At 57.0% G+C, this 23778-nt stretch carries 22 protein-coding genes, 1 tRNA gene and 1 pseudogene; 7 read left to right on the top strand and 17 right to left on the bottom strand.

Going from position 1 to position 23778, the window contains the following annotated elements:
* Positions 1-1165: 1165 nt before the first annotated feature.
* Positions 1166-1828, top strand: a complete 663-nt coding sequence (locus tag NCG91_RS02610; RefSeq protein ID WP_251348448.1) for a PEP-CTERM sorting domain-containing protein — start codon at positions 1166-1168, stop codon at positions 1826-1828.
* Positions 1829-1890: 62 nt separating this feature from the next.
* Here NCG91_RS02610 and NCG91_RS02605 read toward each other — a convergent pair.
* Positions 1891-3049 (bottom strand): annotated as a pseudogene (locus NCG91_RS02605) (IS3 family transposase).
* Positions 3050-3603: 554 nt separating this feature from the next.
* On the opposite strand from NCG91_RS02605, the gene NCG91_RS02600 reads away from it, so the two are divergent.
* Positions 3604-4143, top strand: coding sequence for a hypothetical protein (locus NCG91_RS02600; protein ID WP_251348447.1), 540 nt, complete (start codon positions 3604-3606; stop codon positions 4141-4143).
* A gap of 1192 nt (positions 4144-5335) precedes the next feature.
* Entirely contained in the window at positions 5336-6994 is a 1659-nt protein-coding gene (locus NCG91_RS02595; protein ID WP_285817007.1) for a glycoside hydrolase family 13 protein, read from the top strand.
* Between the two features lie 1129 nt (positions 6995-8123).
* On the opposite strand, the gene NCG91_RS28090 is transcribed toward NCG91_RS02595, so the two are convergent.
* The 5 genes from NCG91_RS28090 to NCG91_RS02570 form a co-directional block, all read right to left on the bottom strand.
* Complete coding sequence (locus NCG91_RS28090) at positions 8124-8264, bottom strand: DUF4113 domain-containing protein (RefSeq protein ID WP_354004578.1); 141 nt, start codon at positions 8262-8264, stop codon at positions 8124-8126.
* 157 nt (positions 8265-8421) lie between these two features.
* On the bottom strand, positions 8422-8754 hold the full coding sequence (locus tag NCG91_RS02585; RefSeq protein WP_251348446.1) for an SOS response-associated peptidase family protein: 333 nt from the start codon (positions 8752-8754) through the stop codon (positions 8422-8424).
* Between the two features lie 148 nt (positions 8755-8902).
* On the bottom strand, positions 8903-9163 hold the full coding sequence (locus tag NCG91_RS02580; protein ID WP_251348445.1) for a hypothetical protein: 261 nt from the start codon (positions 9161-9163) through the stop codon (positions 8903-8905).
* Positions 9164-9165: 2 nt separating this feature from the next.
* Entirely contained in the window at positions 9166-9531 is a 366-nt protein-coding gene (locus NCG91_RS02575) for a hypothetical protein (RefSeq protein ID WP_251348444.1), read from the bottom strand.
* Between the two features lie 267 nt (positions 9532-9798).
* A complete protein-coding gene (locus NCG91_RS02570; protein ID WP_251348443.1) occupies positions 9799-10587 on the bottom strand; it encodes a DNA adenine methylase in 789 nt (262 codons plus the stop codon).
* A 279-nt stretch (positions 10588-10866) separates the two neighbouring features.
* Here NCG91_RS02570 and NCG91_RS02565 point away from each other — a divergent pair, with 279 nt between their 5' ends.
* Entirely contained in the window at positions 10867-11436 is a 570-nt protein-coding gene (locus tag NCG91_RS02565; protein WP_251348442.1) for a hypothetical protein, read from the top strand.
* Positions 11437-12191: 755 nt separating this feature from the next.
* Here NCG91_RS02565 and NCG91_RS02560 read toward each other — a convergent pair.
* Together NCG91_RS02560 and NCG91_RS02555 are read right to left on the bottom strand one after the other, a co-directional pair.
* Complete coding sequence (locus NCG91_RS02560; RefSeq protein WP_251348441.1) at positions 12192-12716, bottom strand: hypothetical protein; 525 nt, start codon at positions 12714-12716, stop codon at positions 12192-12194.
* Complete coding sequence (locus tag NCG91_RS02555) at positions 12713-13102, bottom strand: glycoside hydrolase family 19 protein (protein ID WP_354004576.1); 390 nt, start codon at positions 13100-13102, stop codon at positions 12713-12715. The genes NCG91_RS02560 and NCG91_RS02555 overlap by 4 nt, the downstream gene beginning before the upstream one ends.
* A gap of 390 nt (positions 13103-13492) precedes the next feature.
* Between NCG91_RS02555 and NCG91_RS02550 the strand changes: the two genes are divergently transcribed.
* Positions 13493-13690: a tyrosine-type recombinase/integrase gene (locus NCG91_RS02550; protein ID WP_354004575.1), complete on the top strand. Its 198-nt coding sequence runs from the start codon at positions 13493-13495 to the stop codon at positions 13688-13690.
* A gap of 90 nt (positions 13691-13780) precedes the next feature.
* On the opposite strand, the gene NCG91_RS02545 is transcribed toward NCG91_RS02550, so the two are convergent.
* The 4 genes from NCG91_RS02545 to NCG91_RS02530 all read right to left on the bottom strand — a co-directional run bounded on the left by NCG91_RS02545 (position 13781) and on the right by NCG91_RS02530 (position 16076).
* Positions 13781-13855, bottom strand: a tRNA-Val gene (locus NCG91_RS02545).
* Between the two features lie 82 nt (positions 13856-13937).
* On the bottom strand, positions 13938-14654 hold the full coding sequence (dnaQ, locus tag NCG91_RS02540; RefSeq protein WP_251348439.1) for a DNA polymerase III subunit epsilon: 717 nt from the start codon (positions 14652-14654) through the stop codon (positions 13938-13940).
* Between the two features lie 215 nt (positions 14655-14869).
* Positions 14870-15307 (bottom strand): ribonuclease HI, encoded by a 438-nt coding sequence (rnhA, locus tag NCG91_RS02535; protein ID WP_034784447.1) that lies wholly within the window; start codon positions 15305-15307, stop codon positions 14870-14872.
* Complete coding sequence (locus NCG91_RS02530) at positions 15300-16076, bottom strand: class I SAM-dependent methyltransferase (protein WP_251348438.1); 777 nt, start codon at positions 16074-16076, stop codon at positions 15300-15302. Before NCG91_RS02530 ends, rnhA begins: the two co-directional genes overlap by 8 nt.
* A 19-nt stretch (positions 16077-16095) precedes the next feature.
* On the opposite strand from NCG91_RS02530, the gene gloB reads away from it, so the two are divergent.
* On the top strand, positions 16096-16905 hold the full coding sequence (gloB, locus tag NCG91_RS02525) for a hydroxyacylglutathione hydrolase (RefSeq protein ID WP_251348437.1): 810 nt from the start codon (positions 16096-16098) through the stop codon (positions 16903-16905).
* Between the two features lie 81 nt (positions 16906-16986).
* Here gloB and aceB read toward each other — a convergent pair whose 3' ends face one another.
* Positions 16987-18585 carry a malate synthase A gene (aceB, locus tag NCG91_RS02520; RefSeq protein ID WP_251348436.1) on the bottom strand — a complete coding sequence of 533 codons (1599 nt, stop codon included), beginning with the start codon at positions 18583-18585 and terminating at the stop codon, positions 16987-16989.
* Positions 18586-18801: 216 nt separating this feature from the next.
* Between aceB and NCG91_RS02515 the strand changes: the two genes are divergently transcribed.
* The gene (locus NCG91_RS02515) at positions 18802-19713 is read left to right on the top strand and encodes a LysR family transcriptional regulator (protein WP_251348435.1); all 912 of its coding nucleotides are present in this window, start codon (positions 18802-18804) and stop codon (positions 19711-19713) included.
* Positions 19714-19970: 257 nt separating this feature from the next.
* Here the strand turns inward: NCG91_RS02515 and NCG91_RS02510 are convergent, their stop codons facing one another.
* From NCG91_RS02510 to NCG91_RS02495, 4 genes are all read right to left on the bottom strand, one after another.
* Positions 19971-20174, bottom strand: a complete 204-nt coding sequence (locus NCG91_RS02510) for a cold-shock protein (protein ID WP_010398811.1) — start codon at positions 20172-20174, stop codon at positions 19971-19973.
* A 299-nt stretch (positions 20175-20473) separates the two neighbouring features.
* A complete protein-coding gene (locus NCG91_RS02505) occupies positions 20474-20836 on the bottom strand; it encodes an Hpt domain-containing protein (RefSeq protein ID WP_251348434.1) in 363 nt (120 codons plus the stop codon).
* A 22-nt stretch (positions 20837-20858) separates the two neighbouring features.
* The gene (gene upp, locus NCG91_RS02500; protein WP_010398816.1) at positions 20859-21509 is read right to left on the bottom strand and encodes a uracil phosphoribosyltransferase; all 651 of its coding nucleotides are present in this window, start codon (positions 21507-21509) and stop codon (positions 20859-20861) included.
* A 155-nt stretch (positions 21510-21664) separates the two neighbouring features.
* Positions 21665-23347: an isovaleryl-CoA dehydrogenase gene (locus NCG91_RS02495; protein WP_251348433.1), complete on the bottom strand. Its 1683-nt coding sequence runs from the start codon at positions 23345-23347 to the stop codon at positions 21665-21667.
* Positions 23348-23778: the final 431 nt, after the last annotated feature.

The following is a 23778-nucleotide window of genomic DNA, read 5'->3' as shown; positions in this document are numbered from 1 at the left end:
ATCGAAATTTGAAGAAGAGTGGAATGTCGGGGGCAAAACAATCAAGTCTGGCCCCACCATGTAAGAAGTGCGACGGCGAGCAGGCAGACTCAGCCGGAATGCCGGGCCCTGGAACCAAAAAATACCAAGGCCGCCCCGGCCAGCCCAACCGCAGCAGAACGGCGGCAATACAGAGGCCGAAGACGGTCAGCGCATGCCGGCGGGACCCGTGTATGCGTACGTGCCACTCCAGGAGCACGCCGCCAGCATTGCTTGGCGCCAGTTTGCCGCACCGGAGTCGATTGAAGATGAGTTTTTCTCCCCAAACGGAGTGAATCATAGCGACCAGGCCGATCGTTGCCCTTGCAGCCACAAAATATTCATTCATATTTGCCATACCCCTTGGCATTACCTCATGCCCTGCATTGCGACACCAACATACGATATCTACTATCGATTAAAGCAATGAAATGCACTTGCATTGAGTAGTCAATGAGTATTGCTTAATAAAAGGGAGGATGAATTAAAGGCATGGGTTCATGCTGCAATCCATCGAACTTAGCAGCGCCGCGCCTCAGCACGGCTTCTGACTTAGTGATTTGTGCGATTTCGGACGTGGGACTCGAGGCTTCGATTTGATGATGCCTGGGTGGTGCGAGTAGTTGCGGTAGGCAATGAATCGCAGTGCGTCGAGCAGACGCTTGGCGATGTCTGCGCCGAGCAGCAGTGCAAGCAGTAGCGGTTTGAGGATGGAGTGGCGGCTGCGCGGTTGATGCCCCACGCCGGCGGCAGCACCACCTCGCGCAATGCCGTTCCGGTCGCACCGGTCGGGGCGGCCAGCGAGACTATCCGCTCGTCATCGTCTGAGCGCAGGAAGTCGCACACACGCAAAGCCGGTGTTACCGCCTTTTTCAAGGCGCACGCAGATGCCGACACCGCGCTCGTTGAGTGCGGCGCCCAACCAGCACGATGGATAGTCTCCGTGACCATGGGGAAAGCCACCCTGCTCCGATATGTGCCGCGACGACGCTGGCATACGATACGGCATCGTGCAGGCTGGCGCCGGCTTCAATCGTAAGCATAGGAAATCCTTCATTCTTAATAAAAATTTAATGGGTGCAATTTTTCAATAAAATTGTCGTATAATTAATTTCGGTATCTTTTTAACATCAAAATAGGGGAAATGATGAACTTATACACAGCTATCAAAGTTGCACTGCCGAGCATTATTTTGTGCGCCTCCTTCCATGTACAAGCAACAACCTTTTCCAACGAGTTCAACGGTGGCGAACTAGGTTACTTGGGCGCAGTAGGTTCGACTACTTATGGAGAAACCTTTACTTCTCCAGGCGGAGTGCTGAACGATTTCACCCTCTATGCATCTTCCGGTTATGGCACTTCAAATTCTGGCACCGGCTATGTCGGATTCGGGATTGCAGCATGGGACGGAACCAAAGCCGTCGGTCCCGCCTTGTACACGAGTGCTCCAATCCCATACAGTGGCAAAACTAAAGCATTTGAAGCAACCGGACTCAATCTGGCATTGCCACTTAATAAAGAATACGTAGCATACTTAACAGTTGCAGGCATCCAGAATCCAGTGTATTACGTCAGGATGCAAGGATCCAACAACAATGGCGAGTTAACAGGGAACCACGTTTATTCGAATGCCGTGGATCCCCTTAACGCAAGTCAGCCGTGGGGCGTGGACAAGACGTATTACATGAGATTTACGGCAAGTTTCACAAATAACACCATTCCTGTTCCTGAGCCAGAAACCTACGCCATGTTACTGGCCGGCTTGGGCATAGTCGGTTTCGCTGGCCGACGCAGGTTTAAGTCGGCTTGATGGTGACGGCCAAAACGTAATTCTTGGCCGCTTTCGTCGGCCTCTGGGCTGATGTGTAGTGGTCAACCCATCCCGGACACTACGTTAAGTTTTTCTTCGGCGACGGCCGGTGCCAGTCCCTGGTTGAACTGATGTGGTCGTATCCAGTTATACCGGTGCATCAGGTAGTGGCTGATGTCCCGTTGTGCTTCCTGTGCCGTCATGTAACCGGTTGACGGCAGCCATTCCGTTTTGAAACTGCGGAACAGGCGCTCCATCGGGGCGTTATCCCAACAATTTCCCCGACGGCTCATGCTCTGTCATATCCGATAGCGCCACAAGCGCTGGCGGAATTTTCGGCTGGCGTACTGGCTTCCCGGATCTGATTGAAACAGCCCCCCCTGCTGTCGACCTCGCTGCTCGTAAGCCATTTCCAGCGCTTGCACAACAAGGTCGGCGTCGGGTCGTCGCGAGAATGCCCAGCCCACCGCTCGGCGAGCGAATAAATCCAACACCACTGCCAAGTAATACCATTGGCCTTGCGCCCAGACATAGGTGATGTCCCCGCACCAGACCTGATTTGGCGCCTCCACTGTGAATTCACGGTTGAGGTGGTTCGGAATATCGACACGCTCCACCGTAGCCTGCTTATAGGCATGACTGCCAGGCTGTTTGCAGACCAGCCCCAACTCCTCCATCAAACGAGTGACTTTGAAACGGCCAATTGCCGTGCCTTCCTCGCGCATCATGCCCTTGATGCTGCGACTTCCCGCCGAACTGCGACTCTCGACAAACAGCTCGTGCACGCGGCTACGCAATGCCATGCGCTCAACATCAATGTGGCGGACGCGCTCCCGATGCGCATACAGGCATGACCGCGCCACGTCGAACACCGCGCAGATCAACTCGATTGATTCGTCACCACAAATCTGATCGATTACCTCGTACGTTCTATCCCTTCCGACATCAAGAGCGCGGTAGCCTTTTTTAAAATGGACTTCTCCCGCTCGAGACGCTCAATACGTGCTTCGAGTTCCGGTATTCGCTGCTGATCAGGCGCCATTGCCTTACTCTGTGGCGTGATGCCTTGCCGCTCCAACTGAAGCTGCTGCACCCAGCGGCGCAGCACCGATTCGCCGATACCGACCGGCTTGCCTCCACGTGGCTGTATCCTTGATCCAGCACCAAGCATGCTGCCTGCTGTTTGAACTCAGGGGAAAACGTACGTCTTTGCTTGCTCATCAAACACCTCTCCATGGCGAGCATTCTCGCCTAAATCAGTGTCCGGGTACATTAAACCACTACAGGCCCAATCCGGGCTAGCCGATTCATACTAAAAAAACGTGTAGACCGTTTAGCGAACGATGGTAATTGGAGCAGTTCCACTTGGTGTACTGAAGTATGGAGAAACGGAGAATTTCACTGAGGCACAAATCACAGCGCTGTTTGACGCCATGCCACACTTGACCGAAGACGATCCGTACTTACTGAGCCGCAATCGGGACGATCGCACGGCAGCCGGATTGATGATTTTGCCGCTCAAGGAAAGGATCAAGAGGGCTATCGCATCAGCAGATAACATCACCGATAGCTGGAAAACGTACTTGTCCTCAGTTCGGACGGGACACCACCGATGCACATCAACGATATTTTCAAAAAAATAATATTATTACATTTGAATAGTTTGTCTTTAGTAGAAACATGTAGGATTTGTACTTCTTATATCTTGGAGCTACCAACCAGACCTCAATTTGAGATACCAGACTCAACCATTCAACCAAGTCGAAAGGAACAAGATGAAATCCCAGATGCGTCTTGCCGCAATGACCGTTTCGCTGTTGTCCGCCTCCGCCATTGCTTTGGCGCAGACTCCAAATCGATGCCCATCGCTGGCGTTTTATGGCAATGCCGCCGCCAGCGGCCTCTGCAAAAGCCTAAGCCCTGCTACGCAAAACCTGCAAGTGTGCGAATTGACGGCCGCACAACCCGACGTTCACTTGACCTTCGGCCTCCTGCCAAATGGCGTGAACCCGCCCACCCCTCTCCACCTGACAGTGCGTACTCAGGCCAACAACTGCGAACAAGCGACCAATATCGTCCGGAACGCTGCCGGAGCGTTTGTCGCGCAAAACAACGCCCTGCTCTGTGGCGTCAACCCCGTCAGCTATGTTCAACGTATGAACGCTCAAGCGATTGTCCCGGGGGCCAACGGTCAAAGCGCTTGTCGCACAGCATTCATAAACGCCCAGGCGGGTGGTAAATTGACGCCCGCAGTGGCGCAAAGCTACCTCAACGCTTGCAACACCGGGGGCGCAGCGAATGCCGCATGTCCGTGATGTGAAACGGCAAGCGCCAAAGGCGACCAGAAATGAGCTGCATTCCGAGTGCGAGCGCGTGGCCTAAACGGTCTCCCTTTCCCATAGCACAGAACCGTGAATCGCCACCAGCAACTTAGACTCTCCTGATCCATAGTTTTTTGAAATATGAAACACTGATGGATCGTGTTAAAGACCTGGGCGTCCTAGCAGACGCCTGGGGTCCAATCTAGTAGCTGCCTGATCCAACGACGTGATCGGGCTTGACCTGTCTATCCCCCTGGCCCTGCGGAGACTTCTACCGCATTCAAGCACAAGCTGCTTGAGCTTTGGCGGGTTCTACCATGCACTCTTCCGTGGCTCAACCTCTTACAACGTTAATCCCGGGTTTCGCGGAGCGCGGAGCAATCGATTCGAGGTCTCTTTCACATAATTTCTGTTCTGCAACGATGCATTTAAGTTAAAGTGTTGCGTTGACCGATTGAATCAGCAGCCAGAAGCGGTCATTGCCAGAACTTAATTGATTATTATTTTTATGTCTTTCTACATTTAAATGTTTGGAATGTTCAAAAAGCGGCAAGCGCCGCCGTCCCCGCCTACGCACGATTCTGAAGACCGTCTCTGCTTGGTTTTCATCCCTGCGCTTGTGACCGTTCTTCTCCACGCTGAAAAAACGTTGGGCAGACCATTGACACAGCCCGAAGTCATTGCTATCCGTGACAACGCGAGTTGCATGCCGATGCCCGTTTCACAAGCTGAAATGATGGAAGAGGAACGCGGCTACCCAGACATTGTCGCAGAAGCTGTCTGGCCGGAGTGGCAATCGGCGCGTCTACAGCTCGGTCAATCGTGATTATTGAGGCTCGTTACTCAGTAATCGCCCAGCGATTGTTCACCTTTAGGGTGCTGATTAGGTCAGCCGGAATCTTACCCCAGACTTAAAAACAAGTGCCTCCAACGTCCGCAAACGGAGCAGAAGCGGACGGTGTGATCGGGGTAAGTCGCTGCAGGTACCTACGACACTCCTGATCCATCGTTCTTGGCTGATGAGAAACAGATGGATCGGGTTAAGAGCCTGGGTGCCATGCCAGGCTCCAGGTATGCGGTCTCCTAGCTGCCTGATCCAACAACGAAATCGGATCTGCCCTCCCCCTGGCGATCCCTTGACACGTTGCAAGACAGTGCCGTCAATCAATAAGCGAGAAAGATAATCATGTTGGATAAGAAATGGTGGCATAACGCCGTCGTGTATCAGATCTACCCACGTAGTTTTCAAGACAGCAATCACGATGGAGTCGGTGATCTGGCCGGCATCATCGGCAGACTGGACTACTTGCAACATCTGGGAATCAACCTGATCTGGCTGTCGCCAGTGTACCGGTCGCCGATGGACGATAACGGCTATGACATCTCCGACTATCAGAATATCGCCGCTGAATTCGGCACATTGGCCGAGATGGAGCAGTTGATCGCAGAGGCGGCCAAGCGCGACATCCGTATCCTGATGGATCTTGTGGTCAACCATACCTCTGACGAGCATGCCTGGTTCGTCGAGGCGAAGAAATCCAGGGATAGCCCCTACCGTGACTACTACATCTGGCGCAATGGAGGCGCCGATGGCTCCCCGCCCGACCAGCAACGTTCGTATTTTGGCGGAAGTGCATGGGAATACGATGCCGCCAGCGGTGAATACTACTTCCATCTGTTCTCGAAACGACAGCCGGACCTGAACTGGGAAAATCCCCAGGTGCAGGAAGAGGTGCATCGCATGATGAACTGGTGGTTGGACAAGGGCATCGGCGGCTTCCGCATGGATGTGATCGATCTCATCGGCAAACAGGTCGACCAGCAGATCATCGCCAACGGCGCACGACTGCACCCGCTGCTGCAGCAAATGCACCAAGCGACCTTGGCGGCACGCGATGTCTTGTCGGTGGGCGAGACTTGGAGCGCCACCCCGGAGACAGCCAAGCTGTATTCCGACCCGGCGCGTCAGGAGCTGTCGATGGTCTTCCAGTTTGAGCACATCACCATGACCCACGATACCAGGGAGGGGAAATGGAAGCCGCGGCCGTTCGATCTGATCGAATTCAAGCAGATCATCGGTAAGTGGCAGACCGAGCTGGCCGATGCCGGCTGGAATTCGCTGTTCTGGAATAACCACGACCTGCCGCGCGCCGTGTCCAAATATGGCGACCCCGGCCGTTACCGGGTCGAATCGGCCAAGATGCTGGCCACCGCGCTACATTTTCTCAAGGGCACCCCCTACGTCTATCAAGGCGAGGAAATAGGCATGACCAATGTACGTTTCGATTCTATCGACGACTATCGCGACATCGAATCGCTCAACCTCTACCGTGAACGCACGGCCGCCGGCGTGCCACCGGAGACGATGATGGCCGGCATCCACGCTAACGGGCGGGACAATGCACGCACCCCCATGCAGTGGAACAGCACACACAACGCCGGCTTCAGTACTGGCACACCATGGCTCAAGCTGAATCCCAACTACCCGGAGATCAACGTCTCGGCCGCACTGGAACAACCCGATTCGGTCTTCTTCCACTACCAGAAGCTGATCGAACTGCGCAAGCACTGGGACGTCATGGTTTACGGAAATTACCTGCCGTTGCTGGAGCAGCATCCGCAGGTATTCGCCTACCGGCGCAGCTTGGGAAGCCAACAGCTGGTTGTCGTCAACAACTTCTCCGGCGAACACGTCGAACTGGATCTGCCGGCAATGCTGCACGGCATTGCCGGGCAAGGCTTGATCAGCAACTATGCCCAGCGTGACAGCTGGACCGACCACCTCAGCCTGCAGCCATACGAATCGTTTGCTATCGCTTATGTGTGTGAGGCGGGGTGCGGGTAAAGCGTTGTTGTGCAATCACATCGAGCCGCGCGAACGCCTGGGTAAATGGCGCTTGACAGTCAAACGCACACTGGGCTGATTGCACCGCTTCCGCCGATTACGCGTCCGCTACGAGCGCCGTGCCGATATCCACCAGGCGCTTCTCTCGCTTGCCTGCATACTCATCTGCTGGAGATACATTCAGCGGTTTTGTTAGGCGTCCTTAGTGCACGAACTTGTTGCTTTGAAAGCAAGGAAGAGGACTGTCAGGCGTTCTAAGCCAGCTTGATGTGAAAACGGCCGCAGGAAGCGGCCGTATCGTTGAGGCTAGGCAGTGGATTAAAAATCCCATTGCCCCAAGTTTGCCCCAAGCTCGTATTCAGACAAGATGTAACATCCTAAATCATTGAATACAAACGAAAATTTTGGTGGAAAGTGCAAGTTTCGAACTTGCGCCCCCTGCAGTGTGAATGCCATTGAAAGCGCCATTTTGCAGGGTTCTCACAGGGAGTGTTTCGTCATGACTATCAAGAGAAGTCGCTAAATTGCACCAAATTACACAGGAAATTACACAGGGCTGAAATGCTCAAAAGCAAGGGAGTTACATCGACCTGCAATTCCAGATATGACTATTGGACGAAACAAGGAAGGGTATGCCAGCACTGGCTGACACCACGACTATACCGACACGAGGATGGGGGCGCGGGAGATCCTGCCTTAATTGCCGAAAAATCCAAATGAACAGCCTTCCCCAAGCATGCCCCTCCCTCCCCGATATGCCGCAAGATAAATGTAATATTTCCAACAAACCGCTGGCTGCGGTGTAATCTGTACATATAGGCAGTATGCAAACATCCACAACTTGGGAGGATATATGCCTTGCATTGATCATGAATACAAGAATTGTCCCGCTTATATTGAATTGGCCGATGGTAAGTATTGCACAGTACCGGGATGCCAACGTCAAAAGGCCATCACCCAAACCTCCAAAGCCTTGTTCGAGCACCTGAACAATGATTTGGAGGATGTTGTCATTCCTGGCAAGACAGGCGGTAGACAGGGCACGATCTAAGAGAGCACGGACATCGACAGTACCATGCTCGTTAAAAGTTGCACCGAGACATCAAAATCTAGTGCAGCTACTTGGTTATCACTCTCGGCAACTCCAGCTCGCTGCGTAGCGAGGCGCTCTATTTTCTGAAAACATAGCCCACCGCCGCGTCAGGTCTGCCGAACCCAGACGCACCGTATTACGGCAATTACGTTTGCTTGCGATATCCAGCGCGGCCATTGCCAAACCGGAGCGCACCCTTCCCCACTCGTCTCCGCCACCAGAGAACCGTCCAACCAACTTAGGCACTGATCAGGATCAAGGCTCATCACCATGCGCTTTTCGTCATCGGGCTTGTGGAAGCGCTGCATCAGCGGATGCCCGTCGGCGTTGATCGTCAGCATCGAGAACGACAGCAACTGATCCCCGGGCGGTACTCCCATATCCTGGCAATGGCCACCGGGCCGCCGTCCGTGCGCTCGATGCGCCAGCGCAAAGGCTTGCCAGTTTCGTAGTTGGGTTCGAAGAAGTTGGCCGCCGGGATGATGCAGAACTGCTTGCGCTTCCAGGCGCTGCGGAAGGATGGCTTTCTGGCGACCGTTTCGGTGCGGGCATTGTAGGTCTGGCGGGCCAGCTTGTGGTCAGCCCAGTGGGGTACCATGCCGAACATGGCGGGGGCGATTTCCAGCTCGCCGGGCGCTTCGTGAGAGCCGCGCAGGATGGGGGCCATGTACCCGCTCCATGCCTCGGGAGATAGGTCGATTTGAAGCGAGCGTACGCCGACCATTCTTCGATTTTCTCTTTGCGGCTGGGGGGCGGTAGTCGACACACACGTTACGAACCCGTCCAATCAACTAGCACAGCATTGATACAAAGCATCAAGTCATCACGTTCTTTATTTCGGGATAATATCTATAAACAAAATAAATAATAATTAATAAAAGTAACGAAGCCAATAATTGGGAGAGAGTGCTTGAAAACCACTTTCGCCATCCTCCCGCATCTATATTTTGCACCTCTTCGGATACATTACTCCTTGCGGAGAAATTTTCCACATTTTCAATTTTTGCAAAATCCGCCCCCTTGTTTTTATTGTCATCAAGAACAACATTCTTTGAGTTTTTTATGTCGAACATCATAGTTAATCTGAGCTCTCTCTTAGACGATTAATACAGAATCTCAATGCCTCAGCACTAAGAATTTTTCGAGTGTCGTTGCCATATTTGGTGACAGGAAATGATTTTCCTTTCGTTTCACGTATCGAATGATTAGCATTATTAGTGTTTTTACGTGCTATTAGTCCATCAATCCCATCAGCTTCAACTGCAGTCCTGCAGGCATTAAAGTCACTCCCTTCCAGAAGTAAATTTTTCACATCTTTTGCACTCACACCAATATCAAAATTATCAAACTTACAATCAATAATTGATATATCAGAACCCCCATCTATTCGTATCCCCGCTCCCATCCCACCCCCACTTAAATTCGTTCGAATTGAGAAATTCATAAAAAAACTTAAATTACACTTCTTTTACAAATAAAAAACAAAACATAGAAATATGATTTGAAATGCCAATTTTTTGGGCGACTTAAAAAACTGTATCATACAATTATACCTTGACTGCAATGCAGTTTCGATCTGAAATAAAAAACACGTGCAATGTGCAAAAGCGTCTCCTCACTCGTCCCCGCAGCTAAACCAATTAGACAAGCCGCACCAAGCGTTAGGACGATCTCTTCGTCTGTTGCCACAGGTGCAGGCTTGTTGGACTACTTAGAAAAGCCCTGCCGGTTCGGACGCTCTATCCCAACTATAAATAATCAGTTCCCTGCGCTCGACAGCCTTGCCACCGCCGCCCACGTTGTACTGGATGCCAGTCGTATCCATCTGGAAGCGTGCGAACACGCGTCGGATATCCGGGTGATCGTTCAGGCTCAAGATGGCTTTACCCTTCAGCCTGCCCATCAGCTCGGCCATCTTCTCGTACTGAGCGAATTCAAACTCCACGCCATAACCGGCCGTCTCCCAGTACGGCGGGTCCAGGTAAAACAGCGTGTGCGGCCGGTCGTAGCGCTGCATGCATTTGTACCAGTCCAGGTTCTCGATGTAGGCACCAGAAAGGCGCAGGTGCGCGGCCGACAAGTTCTCCTCGATGCGCAGCAGGTTAAGCGGGGGCGCGGTCGTGGCCGTGCCCCACGTCTGGCCGTCGACCTTACCGCCGAAGGCATGCTGCTGCAGGTAGAAGAAGCGGGCCGCGCGCTGCAGGTCCGTCAGGGTATGCGGCGGCGTGTCCTGCAGCCACTTGAACACCTCGCGACTCGACAGCGCCCATTTGAACTGGCGAACGAATTCCTCCAGGTGATTCTTCACCACGCGATACAGGTTGATCAGCTCGCCGTTGACGTCGTTGAGCACTCCCACCTCGGCCGGCGGTCGCATGAAGTACAGCGCGGCGCCGCCAGAAAAAACCTCGACGTAGCAGGTGTGCGGCGGAAATTGCGGGATGATGCGGTCGGCCAGGCGTCGTTTGCCGCCGATCCAGGAGATGATGGGAAAAGCCAAAATGTGAACCTCCTAATGTTAGAGTCAAATTACCTTCCCGAGGTAACACGAGCCTACTTGGTTCACTGGCCTGGCCAGCGCTGAAGCCGATTGTCATTATGGACGCAGCGAAAATCGGCACTCAGCGTTCATATATCCCACAATTGCTGGATGCCTCAGAGGCTAAAGCCGTGCAAAATTCTCAACAAAATTACCCTCAATGTGTTAATTTAACAACGCGCGGAACATTAGATAATTATTTACAACCTATGTGTCAGCTCACCACAAAATAAAATAACTATGAATTTCTCAGACTTACTTTCATTTTCGGCTACCGCTGCTGTCCTTACCTTTGCATTAAATCAACTGGTTTCGATAGGAAAAGAAATATATAACAGAAGTGAAAAGAGAAAATATCAAGGCCTACGGCTTGCCTTAAAGCTTGAACGATTTGCAATTGATTGCGCTGGCTTAATTCACGACCAGATAGCTTTCATCAATTCACATGGGTCGACAGGCTCGCCATTTTCCACATTGCCAACGTTTGAATTGCCGGAAGTCGAGTGGAATTTATTTCCATTACATCTAACCAACACAGTTCTTTCATTTGAGAATGACATCCGTGATGCCAACGCTTCTATCTCCTTCGCAATTGATTACGATTCAGCAGACGATGGCACTGAAGAACCAAGCGAACAAGCAGGTCTTTGTGGCTATAGGGCATCACAACTAGCTGATTTGCTTCGCAGAAAATATGACTTAGGATCACCGGAAGCCGCACTACATGGTTGGGACCGTGTTAGTTTTCTGAAGGATTTGCACGATAAGAAACTGAGCCACTATCACTCAATGAGGGGCATCCAGCAATAGCCGCCTCCAGTAGCTCCACAGATTTCCGCCCGCGCGGCCAGTCCCGCGCCAGCGCCAGGACGATCTCGCCGTCCGTTGCCGCTGGCGCCAGCTGGTCAAACTCGTAGGTTGGCCGGTGCGGCATCGGCTTTACGCTTGCACCTTACTTAGATGGCTGTTTCGCGCAAGCAACATCATACTGTGACACACTCATAGGATTGCGCGAATTTTGTGGCTGCTGTCCAGCATATACTGTTCCAGCCTGGCCATCTGGATTGAAAGCTGACCCAGGTGCAGAAGCTGAATTACCAGGAGTATTGGGAGCAGTGGCACTGCCGCAGCTTTGATTTGGTTGCCCCGAATGCGATGGGGTAGGTAAAGCTGGTGCAGTTGTCGTTGCGTGCGTTGTCGTCGTGTGCATTGTTGTTGCGATCGGGGTTCCTAAATGCGGACCGGCCTTAACGCCGCCATTCCCTGCAGATGCAGCTGTTCCCGTGATAAAAAGAACAGTACCGATCACGGCCAGTGTAGAGATGTGCCTCATGGTAAGACTCCTCTTCTAACGTCCAATTTCCTTCTATTGAGTGTATACCAAGAGCCGAAGTTATCAACTTAGACAGCATTTACTCTATCCGGCCCCGGCGTGCTGGAGAGATGGACGCTCGACTGCACAAAGACACCTGAGGCACTAAACTTGCGTTGATCAGAAGGCATCAAGACTCAATCGACTAGCTCACTCCCCTACTGCCTACCTGCGCAAACACTCCGAATCAGCGCTACAGCCCTATGCTACTATCCCGCACAAACGCCTGGCACGCGCGTCCCGTCGCGGCCACTTCCTCCGTCTGCAGGATCAAGGCTTGAATATCTCGCGCCACCGCGTCAGGAAGTAGCCCACCGGCGGGATCGGCTGCAGCGCCTCCTTCGGCGCCACCGGCACTGGCCTGGGCGGCAGGTCCTGCACTGGCACAGAAGGCGGGCTTGCGCATGCGCTCAGCAACAGCAAGACGAACGCGCACATCGTTGATTTCGTCATCGTAGACTTTCTTGATGGCCGCCGCTTTGACAGCCTGTTGCCTGGCTTGCGCCAGGTTCTCGGCGGCGCGCTGCGCCTCCGCCTTAGTTTCCGCTGTCGCGCGGGTCTTCTTGTCGGTATTCCACAGCGCCTGCACGGCTGCGCGGCCTTGGGCGACGCCCTGTGCTCGCTGGTACAGCATACCGGCGCCGACCAGCACGCATGCCAGCACGGCGCCGTACAGCCAGCCAGGCACCCTGCCCGCCAGCTTAACCAGCGCGCTCACACCAGCACCTTGCGCGCTGCCTGGTACAAGGCCAGGCGCTCGGCCAGGCCGTTCACGCCACCGTTGATGCGGCGCGTCACCCGTTCTTGGTCGCCAGCGTCGGCCAGGGCGTTCAGCCCTCTCGTCTGCCAGAACCAGCCGGCCGAGCGGCACGCGTTGACGGTCTGCTCGATCAGCTCGGGCTGGCCCAGCAGATCGAGGCCCAGCGCCTTGCCGCAGGCGGCGTAGTTGACGCGGCCGGTCACCTGCAGCAGGCCGCGCCCACGAAAGCGCACGCCGTCGCCGCGTTGCGTGTTGCCCAGGCCGGCGCGCCCTTCGTAGGCTTGGCCGCTGGCCAGCTCACGCACATAGCGCAGCTGGCCGGACTCGTGCCCGACCTGGGACAAGAACGATGCTTGGCGCACCGGGGTCGTAATACCAAACTCCAGCATGGCCGCGTTCAGCGGCGCCAGGAAGGCAACCGCGCGCGTACGCGCCGCGGCATGATCGCCAGCAGCTGGACCAGCGTGACGGCGCTCACAGGCCACCCCGCACATCCTTGACGGTGGCGGCCACGTCGCGCGCCAGCTCGCCGATGTCCTTGTCGCGGCGCTTGTCGGGCCAGCGCACCGTGGCGCCCAGTACCTACCAAGCAGGCAAGCCGGCGGCCACCATCAGCGGCGCGGCGATGAACAGGAAGCCCAGGGCCGGGTCGCTGCCGTACAGCACGGCGACGGCGCGCGCGCTGTCGAACAGGCCTGGCATCCACTTTGCGCCGAGCGCGCGTGAAGGCGCGTATGGAGCATGTGAACTTTCATGACCTACGGCATTCTTGTGCCAGCATCATGCTTGGCTTGGGGGGCGATCTTTATACTATTAGCAAGATTCTCGGTCACAGCAATGTGCAGACGACCCAGCGCTATGCGCACCTCCAGGTCGATGCACAGCGTGCTGCGTTGGATAAGCTATCGGTGCTAGTACAAAACAAAAAATAAAATTACACAGGCCAATTACACAGGCACAAAAAAAGCCGATCACGTAATGTGTCGGCTTTAATTTAAGTACTTGATTTTACAGCGAATTCTTGGTGGGAAGTGCAAGTTTCGAACTTGCGACCCCTGCAGTGTGAATGCAGTGCTCTACCCCTGAGCTAACCTCCCGAAGCGAGGCGAATTATCGCATAGGTGTTGCGGCATCTGCAAGGGCTGGCGAGAGGAGATTTGCCACGCCCCCGTTTTTTCCTCAGGCGGTCGCTGGCGGCGACGTGACGGCGGTCCAGATGCACTGGCCTTTGGCGGCCTTGTCGAGGCCGGCGATGGTGGCTTCGTGGGCGGCCAGTTCGTCGGCGCTGGCGCTCTGGAAGATGACTTCGGCCAAGGGCACGATTTCCAGGGCGGCGCCGTCGGCGGCCGCTTCCACCTCTTCTTCCATGCTCAGGCTGTTTTGCCCGCGCGTCATGGCCAGGTAGACGTCAGCCAGCAATTCAGAGTCAAGCAGCGCGCCGTGCAGCTTGCGGTGTGCGTTCGAGACGCCGTAACGGTCGCACAAGGCGTCGAGCGAGTTGCGCTTGCCCGGATGCATTTCCTTCGCCTGCACCAGGGTGTCGATCACGCCATGCACTTGCTCGTGGACTGGCGGCAAGTTCAGGCGCTTGAATTCCGCGTTCAGGAAGCCGATATCGAACGGGGCGTTGTGGATGATCAGTTCGGCGTCGGCGATGTAGGCGCGAAACTCGTCGGCGATTTCCGCGAATTTCGGCTTGTCGCTGAGGAATTCCGTCGTCAATCCGTGGACGGCCAGCGCGCCCTCTTCCGAATCGCGCTCGGGATTGATGTAATGGTGGAAATTATTCCCCGTCAACATGCGGTTGTTCAGTTCGACCGCCCCGATCTCCAGGATGCGGTCGCCCGTGCGCGGGTTCAGGCCGGTGGTTTCAGTATCGAGGACAATTTGACGCATGGCAGATTCAGTCTTAAAAGCAAAAAGCGAAGGGCACAGTATAGCAAACCTGTGCCCTCCGATTACATCACGGCATGCCCGAATGCTCAACAAAACCGTAGCGAGCGGCAGTGATTTGTGGCAGAGAAGCGCAACCGTACTTGGTACGGGGGCGCCGAGCCGGTGAGCATCGCAGGCCGCAAAGCGCGACGCGCAGCAGGTTTGGTTGGGCGTTCTCAGGCGCGCACGGTTTCCACGCCCAGGTTGGCCAGCTGATCGGCCCGCTCATTGCCCGGATGGCCGTTATGGCCGCGCACCCAGCGCCATTCCACTTCATGCACGGCCTGGGCCGTATCGAGCGCCTGCCACAAGTCCACGTTTTTCACGGGTGCCTTGGCGGCCGTTTTCCAGCCGCGCGCTTTCCAGCCGTGGATCCATTCGCTGATGCCTTTTTGCACGTACTGGCTATCGGTATACAACACTACCTGGCAGGGACGTTTGAGCGCCGTCAAGGCTTCGATCACAGCCTTCAATTCCATGCGGTTATTCGTCGTATTCAGTTCCCCGCCGTAAATTTCTTTCTTGGCGCCATCGGCCACCATCAGCGCGCCCCAGCCGCCCGTGCCGGGATTGCCCTTGCATGCGCCATCGGCGTAAATCTCAACCTTATCCATCTTGCTGTTCCCGCCTTTTATTCGTGACCGGTGCGCCTGCGGGCGCCGTCGCCGGTTTCTTGGTCCACGCCGGACCGATCAAACGCATCCCTTTGACGCGCTTGATCGCCTGCACTATATACACTGCGCCCAGATATGGCCACCAGCGCGCACCGGCCTTGTCCATGAAGGCGTTGCGGCGCAGCCATTTTTCTGTCCTGCAAGCAGGCGCGTAGCAGCCGAAATAGCTTTGGCTCACGCCCATGTTCAGCAATTTTAACCAGTCTTTCATGCGCGGCATAGAGATCAGCTCGCCCGCCTGCGGCAAGTAATGCCGGCCCGCGACCCGCCCCAGTCCCTGGCGCATGCCCCACAGGCTGGCCGGATTGAAGCCGCACACGATCACGCGCCCTTCCGGGATCAGCACGCGCTCCACTTCGCGCAAGACCTGATGCGGCTCGGCGGCAAATTCGAGGACGTGCGGCAAGACCACCAGGTCCAGGCTTTGCGAGTCGAACGGCAACTCGTCGAAGGCCGACACGAGGGTCAAGCGGCTTTCCTGCGGCGGACGCGACGGCAGGCGCGCATCGAGCAGCCATTTGTTCGGCATGCGGTTGGCCGCCAGCGCATCGAGCTGGGGCAAGCCGATCTGCACAGCATTAAAACCGAAGATATCGACAGTCAGGCTGTCGAGGCATTGCTGCTCCCAGGCACGCACGTACAGACCGGCCGGTGTCTGCAGCCAGCCGTCAAGCGCTATAATGGATTTTTCGGATGCCACACTGTCCATTCAGTTTTCTCTTTTGCTCATGACACACTCCCCTGAACACGCTTTATCGGTACTTGCCGTGCCCGCCTTTGCCGACAATTACCTGTGGCTGATCCATGACGGCAGCCATGCCGCCGTGGTCGACCCCGGCGATGCGACGGCCATCCTCGATGCGCTGCAAGCCCATCAGTTGACCTTGTCCGCCATTTTACTCACGCATCACCACACCGACCACACGGGCGGCGTACCTGAATTGTTGCAGCATTTCGCCGTCCCCGTCTTCGGCCCGCGCAATGAGGCTATCACAGCCATCACGGAACCGCTTGCCGAAGGCGATGTCGCCCACGTGCCCGAACTGGGCTTGCAACTGACCGTCATCGACGTGCCCGGCCATACGAAGGGGCATATCGCCTACGTGCGCCAGCGCGACGAGCGCAGCGGCGCACCCTGGCTGTTTTCCGGCGACACCCTGTTTGCGGGCGGCTGCGGCCGCCTGTTCGAAGGCACGCCGGGCCAGATGGCCGACTCGCTGGGCAAGCTGGCCGCCCTGCCCGACGATACCGAGGTATTTTGCGCGCATGAGTACACCTTGTCCAATCTGCGCTTCGCCAACGCCGTCGAACCGGGCAATGTGGCCTTGCAGGAACGCATCGCCATCGACACGGAAAAACGCCAGCAAGGCTTGTCCACCGTGCCGTCGACCATTGCCCTGGAGAAGGCCACGAATCCCTTCCTGCGCTACCGCGAACCGGCGATCCTGACCAGCCTGAAGGTGGAAGGCAAGCTGGCCACCGATGCCTCGCCCGTGGAAGCATTTGCCGCCTTGCGGATGTGGAAAAACAGCTTTTAAGTCCACCCTTCCGCCATAAAAAATCCCGGCCGATGCTTGTATGCATCGCCGGGATTTTTTTATCGATCTAGTTGATCAGGATCAGATTTCTTCGTACAGCGGCAAGGTCAGGAATTCGGCGAACGATTCCGACGTCGACATTTCCTCGAAGATTTGTCCGGCGCGCACATAGGTCGGGCCATTGCCGCCCGGCGCATCGCGTTGCACCTTGGCCAGCTCTTCCGGAATCATGGCGCGCACCATCTCGGCCGTCACCTTGCGGCCATCTTCCAGCACACCCTTGGTCGAGCGGATCCATTGCCACACTTGCGAACGGCTGATCTCGGCCGTGGCGGCGTCTTCCATCAGGTTGTGGATGGGCACGCAACCATTGCCGGCCAGCCAGCTGCCCAGGTAGTGGATGCCCACGTTGATGTTGTAGCGCAAGCCCGCTTCCGTGATCGGCGCTTCCGGCTGGAAATTCAGCAAGTCCGACGCTTTCACGTCGATGTCGGGACGCTGTTTCTCGATCTGGTTCGGCTTGTCACCCAGCACTTTCGTGAACTCGCCCATGGCCAGTTCCACCAGGCCCGGATGGGCCACCCAGCCGCCGTCATAGCCGTCGGTGGCGTCGCGCGCCTTGTCGTTGCGCACGCCGCCCATGGCGATGTCGTTCTTTTCCGGATCGTTCTTGATCGGGATCAAGGCTGCCATGCCGCCGATGGCCGGTGCGCCACGTTTATGACAGGTTTTCAGCAGCAGCAAGGCGTAGGCGCGCATGAAGGGCGCCGTCATCGTAACCTTGGCGCGGTCGGCCAGGCAGAAATCCTTGTCCAGCTTGAATTTCTTGATGCACGAGAAGATGTAATCCCAGCGGCCCGCGTTCAAGCCCGAGCTGTGCTCTTTCAGCTCGTACAGGATTTCATCCATCTCGAAGGCGGCCAGGATGGTTTCGATCAGCACGGTCGCCTTGATCGTACCCTGCGGCAAGCCCAACTCGTTTTGCGTCATGACGAAGATATCGTTCCACAGGCGCGCTTCCAGGTGCGATTCCATCTTCGGCAGATAGAAATACGGGCCGGCGCCGCGCGCCAGTTGTTCCTTGGCGTTATGGAACATGAACAGCGCGAAATCGAAAATGCCGCCGGAAATGCGCTTGCCGTCGACCAGCACGTGTTTTTCATCGAGGTGCCAGCCGCGCGGACGCACGACGAGTGTCGCGATCTTGTCGTTCAGCTTGTAGGACTTGCCATTTTGCTCCAGCGAAATCGTCTTGCGCACGGCGTCGAACATATTGATCTGGCCCGTCAACTGGTTATCCCAGTTCGGCGTGTTCGAATCTTCGAAGTCCGTCATGTAGCTGTCCGCGCCGGAATTGAAGGCGTTGATGACCATCTTGCGCTCGACGGGTCCGGTGATTTCCACGCGGCGGCATTCCAGCGCCTTCGGAATCGGCGCGATCTTCCAGTCGCCGTCGCGGATGTGTGCGGTTTCTGGCAAGAAATCAGGACGCTCGCCCGCGTCGAGGCGCTTGGCCCGCTCCACGCGCACGGCCAGCAATTCCTGGCGGCGCGGCTCGAAGGCGCGCGTCAGCTTGGCCACCAGGGCCAGCGCGGCCGGCGTCAGGATCTGTTCGTAGCCGGGTGCAATGGCACCCGTGATTTGCATGCCTTCGGGAAGTGCGATCGTGTTCTGCGTCATGAAGTTCTCCGGTTTTTAGTAAATATAAGCAAAGGTAATCTGGTGATCCAAGTATAAGCCGAACGACTGCGCAGGCAAGCTGGACAGAGGCGCAAAAACACTCTGCCGGGCGGCGCGTTTGTTCTATAGTATTGCACTATAAGGCATGGAAACGAGATTAAAAATCACTTCATCTATGCGTTTTTATCACAAGTGATGGCATTGCGGGAGCACGACATGGGCCAGTTCAGACAAATATCAACGTTCGTCGAAGTAGTGGCCAAGGGCAGCCTGTCGGCCGCCGCGCGCGCGGAAGGCATCGCGCCAGCCATGATAGGCCGCCGCCTCGATGCGCTGGAGCAGCGCCTGGGCGTCAAATTGCTCCAGCGCACGACGCGCAAGCTGGCCTTGACGAATGAAGGCGCCGCCTTCCTGGAAGATTGCCAGCGCATCCTGGTCGAACTGGAAGAGGCGGAAGCGGCCGTGGCCGAGCGCAGCGTGAAGGCCAGCGGCCACCTGCTCATTTCCGCGCCGGCCGGCTTCGGCCGCCAGCACGTGGCGCCCCTGATCCCCTCGTTTGTCGCCGAGCACCGCGACGTGACGGTGTCGCTGAATCTGAACGACCGCCTCGTCGACCTGATCGGCGAAGGCATCGACGTGGCCATCCGCATCGCCAGCCTGTCCGATTCCTCGCTCGTGAGCACCAAGCTGGCGGACAACCAGCGCGTGCTCGTCGGCTCGCCCGCCTATTTGAAACGGGCGGGTACGCCCCGCATCCCGGCCGACCTGGCGAAACACAATTGCCTGGCGATCAGCAGCGAAGGCAGCCAGCGGGGCTGGACTTTCCGCGAAAACGGCAAGAATGTGATTTTAAAGGTGGCCGGCAATATGGTCTGCAACGATGGCGAAGTGCTGCACGACTGGGCGCTGGCCGGCAAGGGCCTGGCGTGGCGCTCGATGTGGGAAGTGGGTGCCGAGATCGCCTCGGGCCAGCTGGTGACGGTGCTGGACCAGTTCGCCGCCCCGGGCAACGATATCTACGCCGTGTTCGCCCAGCGCCGCCACTTGCCGCTGCGCATACGGGCGTTCGTGGATTTTTTAAGGCACTCATACTCACAGCCAGACTATTGGCGCGAACGGGCTATTTGAGGACGCGGGATCGAACCTGCTGCGCGTCGGTTTTGTCCGGCGTCGTAACATCAATGGGAACACCGCAGAGCTCGGCTTAGAGACTTGCGCTGACCAGGCAAGCCTACCCGCCGGCAATGAGGCAAAGTAGCCGAAAGACAGCCGCGCAGAGGCCGCGTAGCCCATCAAACGCATACAAAACCCATGCCTCACGGAAATTCAGGCGAAAAAAAATCCTCGGAGACCGAGGATTTCTTTATTTCGTTTGATCCAGCGTATTAGATTGGCTGAATGTTCGAAGCTTGCTTGCCTTTAGGGCCAGCGGTCACTTCAAAAGAAACGCGTTGGTTCTCTTGCAGGGACTTGAAGCCGTTCGACTGGATAGCCGAGAAGTGAGCGAACAGATCTTCGCCGCCTTCGTCAGGGGTAATAAAGCCGAAACCCTTCGAATCATTGAACCATTTTACGATGCCAGTTGCCATTACAATTTCCTATTTCAGTTAAGTTGGGCTTGCGCCCGTTATATCGTTTGAAGCAAGAAAGAAATGACAGACAAACTGCACTACTACCTCGAATCCAACGATGCCCAATTATACCAACAAAACTGAGAAAAACCATTCTTTCGCAAAATAAACTTGCGAACACTACTTTAATAGCCAAATCCCCGTCTTGCGGCGCCCTGTACCAGCGGCATGGACACACTATATCCTAATCTGCGACGCGGGTGCTTTGCGTTGTATCAAATGAATCATTGCAACCACATGACTATGCGCGAGGTCACCTAGGCGGTGAAATGGGTGGCCGCCGCGTCGCGTCCCGCCCAGTCCAGTAACGCCACCACCTGCGCCCGCACGCCAGGCCAATCCGCCACCGCTTGCGCAGGGGCATTGAGCATGGCGCGCACCAGCTGTTCCAGGCGCCGGCACTCCTGCCCCAGCGCGGCAAAACCGAAGGTGGCGGCCGAGCCGGCCACCGCGTGCAGCGCGCGGTGCAGCTCCGTCAGCGGCTCCAGACGGGGGCCTTCGCTGTCGCAGCGGCCGCTTGCCTGCGTGATCGCCTGCATCAGGGCCGGCACGCCAGCCGCATATTTTTCATTCAGGGCGCGCAAACGCGCGCGAAAATCCGGGTCGATCAAGGTTGCCATCGCAATACTCGCCTGAACCGGTTTACTTGGTGCCGAAGATGCGGTCGCCGGCGTCGCCCAGGCCCGGCACGATGTAGGCGTGGTCGTCGAGGTGCGAATCGAGCGAAGCGCAGAACATCTTGACGTTCGGATGCGCATTCTGGAACACGGTCACGCCTTCCGGTGCGGCAACCAGGGCCAGGAAAATGATCTGTTCGTCCGTCACGCCCCGTTTTTTCAACACGTCGACGGCATACACGGCCGAATTGCCGGTCGCCACCATCGGGTCGCACAAGATGAAGGTGCGCTCGTTCAGGTCAGGCAGGCGCACCAGGTATTCCACGGGCATGTGCGTGGCCGGGTCGCGGTACACGCCGATGTGGCCCACGCGCGCCGATGGCACCAGGTTCAGCAAGCCATCGCTCATGCCGATGCCGGCGCGCAGGATGGGCACGATGGCCAGCTTCTTGCCGGCGATGACGGGCGCGTCGATGGTCACCAGCGGCGTCTTGATTTCGCGCGTGGTCAGCGGCAGGTCGCGCGTGATTTCATAGCCCATCAGCAAGGTGATTTCCTTGAGCAATTCACGGAAGGTGCGCGTCGACGTGTCGTGCTCGCGCATGTGGCTCAGTTTGTGCTGGATCAAAGGGTGATCGGTAATGAACAAATTCGGGAAGCGTGGATCTTGTTTCATATTGTTTTTCTTTCTATGCTAGCTGGCGCGGCGGCAAGCCTGGGCCGCAAGCGCGCTGTGTATCGATAAAATGATGGATTGCAGCATTATCCCAGCCCCCAGCCCGCCTGTGGCCGGAATTTTCGAAATAATTGCATACACAAGCGGAGGCAAACTCAGTACTCGCGCAGCGCGCGCGCCAGGATGGCCGCGCAATCGGTGCCTGCCGGCAAGCGGCCATACGCCCCGCCCGGCGCCTGCGCCAGCCGCGACTGCAGGAACGCTTGCGCGATGAACGGCGGCGCATGGCGCAGCAGCAATCCCGCCTGCACGGCCAGCACGATGCGCTCGGATAGTTGCCTCGCGCCAAATTCGTCCGTCTGCGGCCCATCCAGGTCAGCCAGCAGGCGCGTGCGGTAGGCGGCAAAGGCGGGGTGCTCATCGCCGGCCAGCGCCAGCTCGGCCGCCAGCGCGTCGCGCGCGGCCGGCGACTTGCCGAAGGCGCGCAAGACGTCGAGGCACATGACGTTGCCCGAGCCTTCCCAGATCGAATTGACGGGCAATTCGCGATACAGACGCGCCAGCGGCGCCTCTTCCACATAACCTGTGCCGCCCAGCACCTCCATCGCTTCGAAGCCGAAGCCTGGACCGCGCTTGCAAATCCAGTACTTGCCGGCCGGCGTGAGCACGCGCGCCAGCATGGCTTGCCCTGCATCATCCTTTTCATCGAAACAGCGGGCCAGGCGCAGCGCAAACGCCGTGGCGGCTTCCGATTCCAGCGCCAGGTCGGCCAGCACGTTTTGCATCAGCGGCTGCTCGGCCAGCGGCTTGCCGAACACGGCCCGCTGGCGCGCATGGTGCAGCGCCTGCGTCAAGGCGGCGCGCATGATGCCGGCGCTACCCAGCACGCAATCGAGGCGCGTATGGCTGGCCATTTCCAGGATGGTGGGAATGCCCCGCCCCGGCTGGCCCACCAGCCAGCCGTAGGCATGGGTAAATTCCACTTCCGACGAGGCGTTCGAGCGGTTGCCCAGTTTATCTTTCAGGCGCTGCACGCGGATGGCATTGCGGCTGCCGTCGGGCAGGTAGCGGGGCAGGAAAAAGCACGACAATCCCCCCTCGTCCGCCTGCGCCAGGATCAGATGCGCGTCGCACTGCGGCGCCGAGAAAAACCACTTGTGGCCGACGATGCGCCAGGCGCCGGCGGCCTCGTCGCCGAACAGCGCTTGCGCCTCGGCCGGCGGCACCTGCGTAGCGCGCGTGGTGTTGCTGCGCACGTCGGAGCCGCCCTGCTTTTCCGTCATGCCCATGCCGACCAGGGCGCCGCGCTTCTGCTCCACGGGCAGCGAGCGGGGATCGTAGTCGCGCGACAGGATTTTCGGCAGCCAGCGCTGCGCGATTTGCGGCAGATCAAGCGCCTGGCGCAAAGCCGGCACCGAGGCATACGTCATCGTCACGGGACATTGCGTGCCGTTTTCCACCTGCCCCACTAATAGATAAGCGGCCGCGCGCGCCACCTGGGCGCCGGGACCGGGCGACGCCCACGGCGAAGCGTGCGCGCCGGCGCCCACGAGGATGGCCATCAGCTCATGCCAGGCCGGATGGAACAGCACCTCGTCGATGCGGCGCCCGGCCCGGTCGAACTGCTGCAGCTCGGGCGTGTGGATATTGGCCAGGCGCGCCAGCGCATAGGTCTCGGCGCGCCCCAGCCTGTCGCCCAGCGCGTCGAGCTCCTGCAACGCCGCGCCGCCGCCCTCGCGCAGCAGCGCTTCTATCAGCGCCGGGTCGCAGGCGAACAGATTGACGTTTTCAAAGGGCGTGGCCTGGTTGAAAACTTCATGCGTGTCAAAGGCATTCATGGAGGTCTCCCGCGATTTGTTATCATGGCGCCCTTGCCGTCGCTGGCGCACCGTCAACACCGTCTGCCAGCCAGACTAGCGCAAAGCGCATGGCGGGGCAAGCGCGCCAGTGGAAGCAAGCGCAGATAAATGTTTCCATGTGGAACGAAAATGCCTGCGTGTGTCGCGCGGCATGATTTTTTTCATGGAAGGCAGGAATATTTACAAAACCTGAAGCAATGTTGCTCTATTTCATGTAATCGGGTGCTTTTCAATGATACATTTCGTGTGGATCGCGTTCCGATAGCCGCCTTCCGGCCACTATGGCACGCGTCACGCACGATGCATTCTTTCCGTTGGCGCCCTGCCCTGCAGCGAGCGCCGGCACTGATAACAAAAAGGTAAAAGCCAGCACGATGTTTTCCAGTACCCCATCCGCCGCCCACCGCGAG

This window comes from Janthinobacterium kumbetense (assembly GCF_023703445.1).
GTDB classification, from domain to species: Bacteria; Pseudomonadota; Gammaproteobacteria; order Burkholderiales; family Burkholderiaceae_D; genus Janthinobacterium; species Janthinobacterium kumbetense.
This window is presented reverse-complemented; position numbering and strand designations above follow the sequence as displayed.